Raw genomic sequence first — 12407 nt, 5'->3', positions numbered from 1 at the left:
TTGTCTTTTTTGGGGTTTCATCATCATATAGTTCATTGAGTTCAGTTCATATTGCAGGAGGCAAAAATGAGTTCCATATACAGAAGTGAAGAAGGAAAAAGCAGCATACTTCAGGAATACGAAGCATATCTTGATGAGTTGGAGAGCAACTTTACACGAGAATTCGTCGGTACGCGCTTCGGCCAAACACATGTGTTATTAACAGGGCCAGAGAACGGTAAACCGTTATTTATCTTCCAAGGCGGAAATTGCGTGAATCCGATGACATTGTCCTGGTTCTCATCCTTGTTCAAGGATTACCGGATCATTGCTCCCGACACGATCGGCCATCCCGGTTACAGTGAGGAGACTCGAATTTCGGCAAGGTTCGATAGTTTGGCTTTGTGGGTCTCGGACTTGCTTGACCATTTTGATATTCAAACATGTGCTTTTGTTGGTCCATCCTATGGAGGGGGGATTATCCTAAGGTTGGCAACGTACATTCCAGATCGTATTTCATGCTCTGTTTTGGTTGCTCCTGCGGGATTGGCGGTCGGTTCCAAACTGAAAATGGTACAGGATATCGTGCTGCCACTCGTGACGTACAGAATGACTTCTTCAACGACTTCTCTGCAAAAAATTGCGGATCGCATGTCATGTAACTGTATGAAAGAATTGGATAAGAATATTATCGGTAAAATCTTCAAACACGTCAGTCTGGAGCAGGATATGCCTAAGATTACGGAGCAGCAAGAGCTTGTTAACTATACGTCACCAACCCTGCTGCTGGTGGGAGAGAAGGATATCTTTTTCCCTGCAGACAAATTAATAGAGAGAGCAAGGAAAATTATTCCGAATCTACAGACCATCAAGTATGATACTGGACATTTTCCTTCACAGGACGTATTGGTTCAGATGAATGAGGAAATACAGCAGTTTTTACAAAAGAATTATTAATAAAATCTGCAAGAACCGACGGAGAAAATGTTTTTTTCCAGTTTAATAAAGTAATTCGCTTTATGTGTCGATAGAGTATATAAGAGATATTTTCTTCTATAGAAGAGCTTGTTATGGATTAGGAACAGATCATAGCCAGTGTGGTATGATTAATATTTAAATATTTCGTGTTAAGGTGTTTCAAATTGCATCATTTGGTTTATATGTATAGTTGGCGATGAAATGCTTACGGGTTAAACCAAATGATGCATTTACGCGGAAAGTCTTCCGATCGACAAGGTTGAAAAGAGGTCTGTTATGAGAAAAGACAATTGCAAAATGGCATTGCAGCGCAATGTGATTATAAATGATACATATCAGGTAAGACAGGTATTGGCCAGCAGTGAGTTGGCTATTGTATATGCAGGGCGAGATCGGAACACAGGCGCCAAGGTAGCCATTAAGGAATTTTTCCCCCAGAGAATAGCCGAACGTCAGGCAGACAAGCGGGGTGTATTTTGTTCTTCGCGAGGATACGGTGGGCAATACCAGGAGTTGCTCGGTGCATTTCTACTCGAAGGTGAACTGTTATCGAAACTGAATCATCCTCATATTGTTTCGTATATGGATCATTTTGAAGCGAATGATACGGGTTACCTCGTTATGGAATACTGCACGGGCATTACGCTAACCGAGTATCTGAATGAACATAATCATGCGCTTGATGCTGCATTCATTACAGAGACACTGCTTCCACTGGTGGATACGCTGGATTATATACACAAACAAGGAATTCTTCACCGGGATGTGAAACCTTCGAACATTATGGTGATGGAGGACGGTACACCGAAGCTTCTCGACTTCGGTTCAGCTACCCGCTGGCCTATGCAATCTGGTGAGAAACAGGCGATATTTACATCGGCAGGTTATTCTCCACTGGAGTTCTATTCAGAGAAATCCAGTCAGGGACCCATGTCGGACATCTATAGCCTGGCGGCACTGCTCCATTATTGGACATGCGGGCAACCTCCCATGGATGTGAAGCAGCGGTTATTCCAGGATGAATTGCCATCTGTTCGCTCACATAACGAATATGTAAACCCTTGGCTCGCTCGTGTTATTCATTGGGGGCTGAGGGTCCGTTCCGAGAAACGCTGTGCTTCCCTGGCCTGGGTCAAAAGTTCGCTGCGAGTTCAAGCCTGGGTGTGGAAAGTGCGTAAACCAGGTACAGTGGAATGGTCTTTCGCCGAGAATGAACATACACAGGTCTATGAAGTGCCGAAAAAGCAACATGAGACGGCCTAAGAGAGCATGATTTTTCTAAGGAAGAAGAGTTTATTTTATCGATGCATATCAAGTGAAGGTGAGCCAAATCAACTCGTGATCGGGGGATTTGGCTCTTTCTTATCCTAGTCTAAACAGCAGGCCGAAGTGAATCGATAGAATTTGATACGAATACCCTATCTCCGATACAATGTTCTCATAGAGTATGAGAGATCAATCAAATACGGTGCAGGAATGGAGAAATACATTATGACTGAATTTATTAATGCTGACGATATTAATGACGTAATTCTGGCTGCGGCGGCAAATGAGCTGGAGCAGATGGTGGACAAAATATGTGAGCTGATGGGCACACCTTTGGAACAAACGACGGAACTGGAGCGTCAGGTGATGGCTGCTTTTGGGTTTGGTGCGGTGTATGGCATTACGAACAGGGATCAGTTGGCGGAGCCACAAGCGCATGCACTAAGTATCCGGATGCTGATTAAGCCGTTTAACTACAGTGAGCAGCAGGCCGTCGACTTTGCCGATGATCTGATTCGGGTGGCTTCGCATCGGGAGGTTCATCCGGTGATGAATACGATTATCCAACGTGGGATTGACGGACACCGCCAGTTCAATCAGGAAGACGATGAGGGATTGGCACGTAACATTCAGGAGATTTTAACAGCGGTTCAATCGCAGCAATAGACGAGTTTTATTAGATTGGGGAGATGATTGCATTGGATCTGATGAAACTAAGCAAGGAACTCTCATACGCTCTGCGTCACGCCCCATGGGAATATGAGCTGGAGCTGGACGAAGAGGGTTGGGTGGAAATCTCGCAATTGCTGGTGGCTCTACATGAAAGTCCACAGTGGAAGGAAGTTACGGAAGCCGATCTGGAGCAGATGATCCAAGCTTCGGAGAAAAAGAGACATGAGATCCATTCTGGCCGTATTCGGGCATTGTATGGACATTCGACTCCGCATAAGATATCCAAGTCATCTGCTGAGCCACCGGAAACCCTTTACCATGGTACCCCGGCGCGCGCAGTAAATTCTATTATGGAACATGGCTTACAGCCGCGGCAAAGGCAATATGTACATCTGTCCGCAGATATCGATACGGCCACTCAGGTGGGACGAAGACGTGATGATCAGCCTGTCATTTTGAAAATTAATGCTGCCCAAGCGGCTATAGACGGAATCCTCTTTTATCATGGAAACGAAAATATCTGGCTGGCCGATCATATTCCGGCACGTTATATTAAGCAATGAGCGATGAACTATTGATCGTTAGCTATACCGAAAAAGGACACATCCAATATTCATTGGTGTGTCCCTTTTTGGGTTTTCTATTTCATTCTCTTCTATCTATAGAGGAGAGAGAATTCAATTCTTGGAATTCTCATATCCCAATCTTACTTGCCTACAATCGCTTTAATACCTTCGCTTAGTGGCTGAGCCGGACGGCCAAGCAATTTCTCCAATGTATCACTCTCTACTGCCAGCGCGCCTTCACGGATGGCACCTTGCATATCAACGAGCATGGATACGACAAAGTCCGGTAGACCTGCGCCTTTCATGATGTCAGCATAAGCGGCATCGTCCACGTTTTGCACGCTGATATCCTGTCCGAGCACTTCACCAACAATGGCGGCCAGTTCAGCTTGAGTGCGCAGTTTGCCGGACAACTCATATACGGTATTCTCATGTCCTTCACCTGCAAGTACAGCTGCAGCAGCATGAGCATAATCACTGCGGGTAGCCCAGCCTACTTGGCTATCGTTGGTGGTATGAACCCAAGGTGCGCCTTGCATAGCCGCTTGAACGCTACCTGCTTCATTTTCCAGATACCAGTTGTTGCGCAGGAAGGAATAAGGGATGCCGGATTCACGAATAGCTTGTTCTGTAGCGCGGTGAACTTCAGCCAGGGAAAGGGTGTTTTTCTCTGCATTCACAACGCTTGTGTAAGCGATGAAGCCAACGCCTGCGCTCTTGGCAGCGTCAATGGCAGCCTGATGTTGGCGAATACGCGTTTCATTGTCACCATCAGTGGAGATGAGCATCAGACGATCTACACCCGCAAAGGCTTTTTCCAACGTCTCCGGTTGATCGAAGTCACCGTGACGAACGTCAACACCTTGAGCATGGAGAGCTTCCGCTTTCTCCGGATTACGTACACTTACTGCCAAATCCTTGGCAGAACCCGTTTTTAACAATGCTTCTACAACCAGTGAACCCAATTGACCTGTTGCCCCAGTAACCAAAATTTTCATCTTCTATTCCTCCTATAATATGTGTTGTGGTTGACTACGTCTTACTTAACCCAAGCTAGCAAGTCGTATCCGTATAGTGCATATGGATGTAATCAAAGGTGTTATAACAGGTGTGATTACAACGAAAAGGTTAAAAAAAGCTCGCAATGAGCTTTTTTTATTCAGAGACATGAACCTGATCCATCATCTGTTGTATCGTTACACGATTCAAACGCTGTTCCATAGCTTTCTGAGCCTCAATGAGTTCGGCGCGCAAGGTGTGTTCAATCATATTACCAACCGGACATTGCGGGTTCGGGTGTTTGTGGAAGTTAAACAGTTCTCCATCCTCCACGACCTCAAGCGCTCGATATACATCGAGAAGGGTAATATTCGCCGGGTCTTTCAACAAGGAAGCACCGCCCACACCGGGTCTAACGTCGATTAGACCAGCCTGTTTCAGCTTGGACATAATTCGCCGGATAATTACGGGATTCGTATTCACACTCTGAGCGATAATATCTCCGGTGCATTCATTGGGCATAACAGCGATCAGGGACAGGGTATGAACCGCGATGGAAAAGCGACTGCTGATTTGTTTCATTGATGATCACCACCGTTGTAACCATAATAGTTACAAAGTGATCTTTTGTCAAATCCTATTTTTATTTCTTCTTAAGTGAAATCGGGCATGCTTTAAATACTTTATAGCTGGCTTTTCTAAGTGAATCTAGCGATAGAAAAATAGAAAAATATGTTTTAATTGACAATTAAAAATAGAGTTATATAATCTGGCTAGATGTCTCGTAGTGAAATGAATTGCGTTGGTTTGGAATAACCTTGTATGAAAGGAGTTGGGCATGTATTTTGCCAGATAAATAGGAACAACTTGTAGATGAGAGGAGCCATGTTCGTTTATGCTGCTAAGAATGCTGAGAAACGATATAACGAGAAAAAAAGGGATTACGGCTGCGTTATTTATTTTTGTACTGCTGGCCGCCTTGCTGGTGTCTTCGGGGTCACGAATGATTATGGAACTGACGAGTTCCATCCAATATCTATTTTCTGAATCCAAAACACCACACTTTGTGCAAATGCATGCCGGAGAACTCGATCAGGTCAAAGTGAACACATGGGCTGAGGAAAATGCCATGGTCCAGCAGCATCAGATTGTGGAAATGGTCAACATTGACGGCTCTAATCTGTTTCTCGGAGCAGAGTCCGAAAAGAACAGTGTTATGGACATTGACTTTGTTACACAGAATCAGGGTTTCGACTATTTGTTGAATCTGGACAGTGAGATTATTCAGGTTAACGATGGCGAGATCGCGGTTCCGGTATATTACATGCAGCAAAATAAATTGAGCGTGGGCGACCAGGTTCGGATCGATAATGGTCAATTTGAGCGTTCTTACACCATCGTTGATTTTGTCCGTGATGCTCAGATGAATCCATCGGTTGTGCACTCCAAACGTTTTATTGTGAGTGATGGGAATTTGCAGGAATTGAAGCAGAGCATCGGGGAGATGGAGTATCTCATCGAATTCCGGTTGACCGATCCCGGACTGACGAGTGAATTTACCCAGGCTTACCAAAATGCCGGACTTCCCAACGCGGGTCCAGTCGTAACCTATGGGCTGTTCCAGGTATTGAATGCGATGACCGACGGAGTTATTGCAGCCGTTATTATTCTGGTTAGTCTAGTGCTGATTCTGATCGCGATGCTCTGCATCCGATTCACGATGCTTGCGACCATCGAAGAGGATTATCGTGAGATTAGTGTCATGAAAGCGATAGGGATCGCAGAGAAGGATATTAAGAGACTGTATCTGATGAAGTATATATTTATGGCCGGATTCGCATCCGTGCTTGGTTACATTGCATCACTTGGCGTTAACAGACTATTTGTTTCCAACATCATGTTGTATATGGGAAAAGCACCTGCAACCCTGTTGCATTTCGCGATTCCGTTATTAGCCGCTGGAATAATATTTGCCATGGTTGTTCTGTTCTGTCGAACGGTACTGCGGCGTTTTCGTTCCATCTCCGCGGTGGATGCTCTCCGTACCGGGAGCCTGGGAGATACACAGATCATTCGAAACCGGCTCAGTTTGTCCCGCAATCGCTGGTCTTCCGTACCTGTTTTTCTTGGTCTGAAGGAAGTGATACAGCGAATCAAGATGTTCCGATTATTGTTGTTCGTCTTTGTAGTCAGTTCATTTATCATGATTGTGCCGGTCAACTTCCTGAACACTTTGCAGGCGCCAAGTTTTATTTCTTATATGGGTGTTGGACAAAGTGATATTCGCATTGACTTGAGGCACACAGACGATGTGGAGCAGCGTTATGACAATCTGGTTGCCCAGATCCAAAATGATAAAGACATCAAAACGTATTCCCCATTGGTAACAAGCCAGTTCAAGATTAAGAATGCGGAAGGAAGTTACGACAATCTGAGTGTAGAAACTGGAGATTTCAGTATTTTCCCATTGTCTTATGTTAGCGGTAATGCGCCAACAACCGAGAATGAAATTGCGTTATCTGATGCAAACAGTAGCGAGCTGCGCCTGAAGACTGGTGAGCAACTTACCTTGCTGGTTAATGGCAAGGACCAGATGATGACGGTCAGCGGAATATACCAGGACGTTACGAATGGTGGGAAAACGGCGAAGGCCTTATTGCCCTACAACAAGGATAGTGTGTTGTGGTACGTGGTCAGTTTGGATCTGAATAATCGTGGGGACATGGCTACCAAAATTGCTGAATATGAGGTTGCTTTCTCGCCAGCCAAAGTAACCGATCTTCAAGGTTATCTGGATCAGACGTTAGGCGGAACCATCCAACAATTGAAATTGGTGACGATGCTGGCCTTGGTCATCGGTGTCTTCATATCTATTTTAATTACAGCACTGTTCCTTCAGATGTTAGTAGCCAAGGACAACAACGACATTGCTGTACTAAGAAGTCTTGGGTTTGCCTTGTCTAAAATCAAGTTCAAGTATGTCGTTATGTCACTTGTCATATTAATCTTAGGGGTTGTTACTGGAACGATATTGTCCAATACGTTGGGTCCGTTGCTGGTTAGTGCCATTATGTCGACGTTCGGTGCTTCCAATATTGTTTTTGTTGTTAACCCGTTACAGGCATATATTTTGTGTCCATTGTTACTTGCGGGCACGATTGTACTGACAGCATGGATTAGTATCCAATCGATCAAGGAAACGAGCATATCCAAAATGATTGTCGAATAGGGAGGATCAACGATGACAACTATACTTGAGGCTAAAGACGTGAATAAATCCGTAGCGATCGGCGAGAATGAAGAACATAATATCTTGAAAGATATCAACCTTCAATTAAAAAAGGGAGAATTTGTTTCCATCATGGGGCCGTCTGGCTCAGGCAAGTCTACCTTACTGTACAACATAAGTGGCATGGATCAGATTAGTGCTGGAAGTGTTTATTTTAATGGCAAAAAAATATCGGCATTTCAGGAGAGAGATCTGGCAAGTCTACGTTTGACCAAGATGGGGTTCATCTTTCAGAATATTCATCTGCTCAAGAATCTGAATCTGTTAGACAATATCGTACTTTCCGCGTATCTGGCCAAGAATAGCAGCAGAGAAACGATTAATACACGGGCGATGTCATTAATGAAAAAAATGGGGATTGATGAGCTGGCTGGGCATAACATCACCCAAGCCTCAGGGGGACAGCTTCAACGGATTGCCATCTGCCGTGCGCTGATTAATAATCCGGATATTTTATTCGGCGATGAACCAACGGGGGCGCTGAATTCCAAATCAACGTATGAGATCATGGATATTCTGGGCGATATTAATGCAACGGGTACAACCATTCTGCTTGTGACCCATGATGTGAAAGTCGCTGCCAGATCGGAACGTGTACTGTTTATGATGGACGGTAAGCTGGTTGCAGACAAAAATATTGGAAAATATGCAAGAGAGCGTCAGGATCTAAAAACTAGGGAAAGCCATTTGGCGCAATGGTTGACTGAAATGGGGTTCTAAAAAAGGAACCTCATGACTACAATAGACCGACAGTCGGTCGATGTATTGGAGGCCAGAATATGAGATTGATAAAGAACCCGGAAGAACGCAGGAATGAGATTTTGAATGCAGCCGAGATTCTGTTCGTGACCAAGGGATATACCAAAGCTACGGTCATGGATATCCTTCGGGTATGTAATATCGCGAAGGGTACATTTTATTATTATTTTCAGTCCAAGGAAGAGGTTATGAACGCCATCGTTATGCGTTTTATTCTGAGCGGGGAGGCATCAGCCAAGGCCATAGTGTTAGATCCCAAGTTGAACGCCCATGACAAAATTTATCGCATCATGATGGCGCAGAATCAGCCTGACGACAGAAAGCATGGCCTCATTGAGCAATTGCACAGTGTCCAAAATGTGGAGATGCATCAAAAGAGTCTTATAGAGACGGTAATTCGATTAAGTCCCATCTTGGCCGAGGTGGTAGAGCAGGGCATTCAGGAGGGGGTATTTCATACGCCTAACCCAAAGGAATCCATCGATTTCCTGCTCGTATCTTCACAATTTTTGCTGGATCGAGGCATCTTTCAATGGGAGGAGGAAGAACTCCAAAAAAAGGTTGAAGCATTCACGCATATTATGGAACGTGTTCTGGGAGCAGAAAAAGGAAGCTTCGCCTACGTCACTCGTCTTTATTTTCCGAATCAAGCTTAGCCGAGAAAGGAGTATCATCCATGGAAAATACCGTTCAAAAATCATTTAAAAAGTTTCTGGTAGTATGGTTCGGTCAGCTCATCTCCATGATTGGGATTGGACTTACAGCCTTCTCCCTGGGGGTGTATGCCTTCGAAAAAACGAATACGGCAACAAGTGTTGCACTGATTACCTTATTCACGTTTCTGCCGAATATCCTGCTTCGACCTATTGGAGGGGTATTGGCAGACCGATTCGACCGTCGAACGATGATGATTATCGGCGACTTGGGGTCTGCGGCCGGTTTGATTTTTATTCTGTCCATTATGCTCACAGGTGATATCCAGTTATGGCATATCTATGTGGGAGTGGCCTTTAGTTCCGTGTTTTCCGCGCTGCAGAGCCCGGCATATAAGGCCTCTGCTACAGACTTGCTGGATAAGGATCAATTCTCAAAAGGAAGCGGTCTTGTACAACTGGCTGAATCCTCGAAGTTTCTGTTTTCACCCATCATTGCGGGCATTCTGCTTAGTATAACAACCATTGAAGTCATTCTGGTCATTAATATTCTGACATTCCTGGTTGCCATTCTGGCTGTGCTGGTTATTCGGAAGAGCATGAAGGTGGAACGAGAGGATCAAGAAGACAAAAATTGGATCACTGATATTCAAGAGGGCTGGAGGGGAGTTGTAACCAACAAGGGAGTACTGTTGCTGGTGGTGATTATTTCACTTGTCACCTTTTATCTAGGATTCCTGGAGACACTCATTGGTCCGATGCTTCTGTCATTCACGGATGCAAAGACACTTGGAACGTTTCAGTCTGTTAGCGCTATCGGCATGCTGATTAGCAGCTTGTGCATCGGCATATTTACAATAACAAAGAGATACGCAAGTGTGCTTGTGATGGGTCTGATTTTGTGCGGTTTGTCCTTTTCGCTTCTGGGGATATCCACCAATATTTATTTTATTATCTTCGCAGGCTTTCTGTTCCTGTCATCGCTGCCGTTTGTCAACATGAGCGCAGATGTGCTGGTGCGAAACAATATCGCCAACGAAAAGCAGGGCAGGGTATGGGGAATCATTGGTATTCTGTCACAACTCGGGTTTATTATTGCGTACAGTTTGGCTGGATTTCTGGCCGACCATGTGTTTAATCCGTTGCTGATGGAGGGGGGAGCACTGGCTTCGTCTGTTGGTCAAATTATTGGAACTGGGCCAGGCAGAGGTATTGCCTTTCTGTTTATCATCGCGGGTCTGTTTGTTATTCTGATCGCAATAATCACATCCCGCTTGAAAATGATCAAATCTCTGGAGCAGAGCCCAGATATAACGGCTCCATCCGATGTTGGCGGGTTGGCGCACGATTAATACGAATCCCACAGCGTAAGCCCTTGTCCGCAGCAGCGTGCAATACTTCTTCTGTACGAAGAAGTTATTCACACTATGAGCAGACAAGGGCTTTTAGTGCTGAGGAGTCAGCAGATGTATTTATACAAGATGCGTTTGTGAATTTGGATTGTCGGTGGAGCTTACCCTTTAACCGCCCCTGAAGTTAGGCCCCCTACAATATACTTTTGCCCAATGAGGAACACAATCAACACAGGCAATGACGTAAGTACAATATCTGCGCTGACCAGATTCCACTGGGCACTGAATTGTCCGAAGAAGTTATACACAGCAAGGGTCATCGGCCACATCTCCACTGTATTCAGCATATAGAGTGGGGCAGTAAACTCATTCCAGACACTCAGGAAATTAAGAACAAATACCGTTACCAGCACCGAGGTTAACAAAGGTACAATGATTCTCAGGAACAGCTTGATCCCATTACATCCGTCCATGATCGCGGCTTCATCCAGCTCCTTCGGGATGTTAGACACAAACGCATACGTAATGAACAGCGAGATCGGAATCCCCATAGCCGTATAGAGCAGAATCATGCCGAGATGTGAATTGATCATGCCCATCGACTTCATCACTTCCATCAGCGGAATGTAGTTGAGCGGCAGTGTAATGCCGAGAATCAGGAAGAAGTACAGAAACTTGCTGAGCTTCGAGTGATTACGGGATAAAGTGAATGCCGAGAAGGCCACAACAAACACCAATAGCAGAGAAGAGGCCCCGGAATGCAGCAGGCTGTTGAAAAAAGAACCTCCCAAGTGTCCTTGTTCATAGACGATTTTGTAATTTTCGAAGATAAACTTCTCGGGCAGTGTCAGTTTCAACACTTTGGCCTCGGCGTCCGACTTGAATGAATTCAATACAATGACGACAAAAGGAATTAGGACCACCAGGCTAAGCAGCCAGGCGAGTACATTTAACCCGATGGAAGCCAATCTTTTTTTCAATCGCATGTCAGTATTCCACCTTTCGGTTCATCAAACGGATGATGAAGAAGGAGATGATCGCCATGATGACAAACAGAATGGTAGATAGGGCGCTACCCAGTCCCCAATACCCTTTGGCAAAAGAGGAATAGACCGCCGTGTTAATCACATCTGTGGCATTACCAGGCCCACCATTAGTCAGCACGTATACGGCATCGAATACCCGTAATCCATACGTAATATTGAGCACCGTGGCAATGGTAATCGTAGGCATCAGCATCGGAATCGTGATCCGGAACAGCTTTTGCCCGAACCCGGCGCCGTCAATGGACGCTGCCTCGTAATAATCGCGGGGGATGGCGAGCAGTCCGGCGATGAACAGCACCATGATGTACCCCATGCCTTTCCACGTATCCACCGCCATAATGGATGGCATGGCCCAGGTTAGGGAGCCCAGCCAGTTCTGGGCGAGAACGTCCAGTCCCATGGAACGCAGGGTCACGTTAACGAACCCGTTGTTGGGGTCGAGCAGACTTTTGAACACGAGTCCAACAATGAGGAACGACAGCACCTGTGGGGAGAAGATGATCATCCGGTGCAGATTCGCGACCTTTACACCGCTGACCAACAGCAGAGCCAGGAATAAGCCCAGCACGGTCTTGGCGATGGAGGTAACGAGGGTAAACAGGACTGTATTTTTAATAAAAAGCAGATAGGTTGGATCACCCGCCAGAATGGTTCGGAAATGCTCCAGACCGATAAAGTTCTTCTCCGAACTATAGCTGTTCCAGTCGGTGAAGGAATAATAGATGCCGAGCAGAGCGGGAGCGACAATGAACAGCAGATATAATACAATCGCTCCGGATGAGAAATACCAGGGATAGATTTTGTTCGCATTCATAATCCGTAACACCTTTCCTTCCTACCAAAATACA

Annotated in this window: 12 protein-coding genes; 8 read left to right on the top strand and 4 right to left on the bottom strand. The window is 45.3% G+C overall.

Annotated features, from left to right (window positions below; genetic code table 11):
* Window positions 1-66 precede the first annotated feature (66 nt).
* The 4 genes from M1D71_RS21175 to M1D71_RS21160 all read left to right on the top strand — a co-directional run bounded on the left by M1D71_RS21175 (window position 67) and on the right by M1D71_RS21160 (window position 3458).
* Window positions 67-936 carry an alpha/beta fold hydrolase gene (locus tag M1D71_RS21175; protein WP_458123526.1) on the top strand — a complete coding sequence of 290 codons (870 nt, stop codon included), beginning with the start codon at window positions 67-69 and terminating at the stop codon, window positions 934-936.
* A gap of 297 nt (window positions 937-1233) precedes the next feature.
* On the top strand, window positions 1234-2220 hold the full coding sequence (locus M1D71_RS21170; RefSeq protein WP_458123525.1) for a serine/threonine protein kinase: 987 nt from the start codon (window positions 1234-1236) through the stop codon (window positions 2218-2220).
* 228 nt (window positions 2221-2448) lie between these two features.
* Entirely contained in the window at window positions 2449-2889 is a 441-nt protein-coding gene (imm48, locus tag M1D71_RS21165) for an Imm48 family immunity protein (RefSeq protein ID WP_458123524.1), read from the top strand.
* A 23-nt stretch (window positions 2890-2912) separates the two neighbouring features.
* Window positions 2913-3458: an RNA 2'-phosphotransferase gene (locus tag M1D71_RS21160; protein ID WP_458123523.1), complete on the top strand. Its 546-nt coding sequence runs from the start codon at window positions 2913-2915 to the stop codon at window positions 3456-3458.
* Between the two features lie 143 nt (window positions 3459-3601).
* Here M1D71_RS21160 and M1D71_RS21155 read toward each other — a convergent pair whose 3' ends face one another.
* The gene (locus M1D71_RS21155) at window positions 3602-4459 is read right to left on the bottom strand and encodes an SDR family oxidoreductase (RefSeq protein WP_458123522.1); all 858 of its coding nucleotides are present in this window, start codon (window positions 4457-4459) and stop codon (window positions 3602-3604) included.
* A 157-nt stretch (window positions 4460-4616) separates the two neighbouring features.
* Entirely contained in the window at window positions 4617-5042 is a 426-nt protein-coding gene (locus tag M1D71_RS21150; RefSeq protein ID WP_458123521.1) for an Rrf2 family transcriptional regulator, read from the bottom strand.
* Window positions 5043-5355: 313 nt separating this feature from the next.
* Here M1D71_RS21150 and M1D71_RS21145 point away from each other — a divergent pair, with 313 nt between their 5' ends.
* Genes M1D71_RS21145 through M1D71_RS21130 form a run of 4 tightly spaced genes read left to right on the top strand, consistent with a single transcriptional unit; the run spans window position 5356 to window position 10513 of the window.
* On the top strand, window positions 5356-7689 hold the full coding sequence (locus tag M1D71_RS21145; RefSeq protein ID WP_458123520.1) for an ABC transporter permease: 2334 nt from the start codon (window positions 5356-5358) through the stop codon (window positions 7687-7689).
* Window positions 7690-7701: 12 nt separating this feature from the next.
* The gene (locus tag M1D71_RS21140; RefSeq protein ID WP_091028310.1) at window positions 7702-8469 is read left to right on the top strand and encodes an ABC transporter ATP-binding protein; all 768 of its coding nucleotides are present in this window, start codon (window positions 7702-7704) and stop codon (window positions 8467-8469) included.
* Between the two features lie 59 nt (window positions 8470-8528).
* Window positions 8529-9164: a TetR/AcrR family transcriptional regulator gene (locus M1D71_RS21135; protein WP_458123519.1), complete on the top strand. Its 636-nt coding sequence runs from the start codon at window positions 8529-8531 to the stop codon at window positions 9162-9164.
* A gap of 20 nt (window positions 9165-9184) precedes the next feature.
* Window positions 9185-10513 carry an MFS transporter gene (locus M1D71_RS21130; protein WP_458123518.1) on the top strand — a complete coding sequence of 443 codons (1329 nt, stop codon included), beginning with the start codon at window positions 9185-9187 and terminating at the stop codon, window positions 10511-10513.
* A 161-nt stretch (window positions 10514-10674) separates the two neighbouring features.
* Here M1D71_RS21130 and M1D71_RS21125 read toward each other — a convergent pair whose 3' ends face one another.
* Window positions 10675-11499 carry a carbohydrate ABC transporter permease gene (locus tag M1D71_RS21125; RefSeq protein WP_458123517.1) on the bottom strand — a complete coding sequence of 275 codons (825 nt, stop codon included), beginning with the start codon at window positions 11497-11499 and terminating at the stop codon, window positions 10675-10677.
* Between the two features lies 1 nt (window position 11500).
* The gene (locus M1D71_RS21120) at window positions 11501-12373 is read right to left on the bottom strand and encodes a carbohydrate ABC transporter permease (RefSeq protein ID WP_458123516.1); all 873 of its coding nucleotides are present in this window, start codon (window positions 12371-12373) and stop codon (window positions 11501-11503) included.
* Window positions 12374-12407: the final 34 nt, after the last annotated feature.

The sequence above is a fragment of the Paenibacillus sp. Z3-2 genome (assembly GCF_054161325.1).
This window is presented reverse-complemented; position numbering and strand designations above follow the sequence as displayed.

What these genes read in the sequence shown, in the direction of transcription:
- M1D71_RS21175 (WP_458123526.1), top strand. Translation starts at nt 67, where the DNA reads ATGAGTTCCATATACAGAAGTGAAGAAGGAAAAAGCAGCATACTTCAG.
- M1D71_RS21170 (WP_458123525.1), top strand. Translation starts at nt 1,234, where the DNA reads ATGAGAAAAGACAATTGCAAAATGGCATTGCAGCGCAATGTGATTATA.
- imm48 (WP_458123524.1), top strand. Translation starts at nt 2,449, where the DNA reads ATGACTGAATTTATTAATGCTGACGATATTAATGACGTAATTCTGGCT.
- M1D71_RS21160 (WP_458123523.1), top strand. Translation starts at nt 2,913, where the DNA reads ATGATTGCATTGGATCTGATGAAACTAAGCAAGGAACTCTCATACGCT.
- M1D71_RS21155 (WP_458123522.1), bottom strand. Translation starts at nt 4,459, where the DNA reads ATGAAAATTTTGGTTACTGGGGCAACAGGTCAATTGGGTTCACTGGTT.
- M1D71_RS21150 (WP_458123521.1), bottom strand. Translation starts at nt 5,042, where the DNA reads ATGAAACAAATCAGCAGTCGCTTTTCCATCGCGGTTCATACCCTGTCC.
- M1D71_RS21145 (WP_458123520.1), top strand. Translation starts at nt 5,356, where the DNA reads ATGCTGCTAAGAATGCTGAGAAACGATATAACGAGAAAAAAAGGGATT.
- M1D71_RS21140 (WP_091028310.1), top strand. Translation starts at nt 7,702, where the DNA reads ATGACAACTATACTTGAGGCTAAAGACGTGAATAAATCCGTAGCGATC.
- M1D71_RS21135 (WP_458123519.1), top strand. Translation starts at nt 8,529, where the DNA reads ATGAGATTGATAAAGAACCCGGAAGAACGCAGGAATGAGATTTTGAAT.
- M1D71_RS21130 (WP_458123518.1), top strand. Translation starts at nt 9,185, where the DNA reads ATGGAAAATACCGTTCAAAAATCATTTAAAAAGTTTCTGGTAGTATGG.
- M1D71_RS21125 (WP_458123517.1), bottom strand. Translation starts at nt 11,499, where the DNA reads ATGCGATTGAAAAAAAGATTGGCTTCCATCGGGTTAAATGTACTCGCC.
- M1D71_RS21120 (WP_458123516.1), bottom strand. Translation starts at nt 12,373, where the DNA reads ATGAATGCGAACAAAATCTATCCCTGGTATTTCTCATCCGGAGCGATT.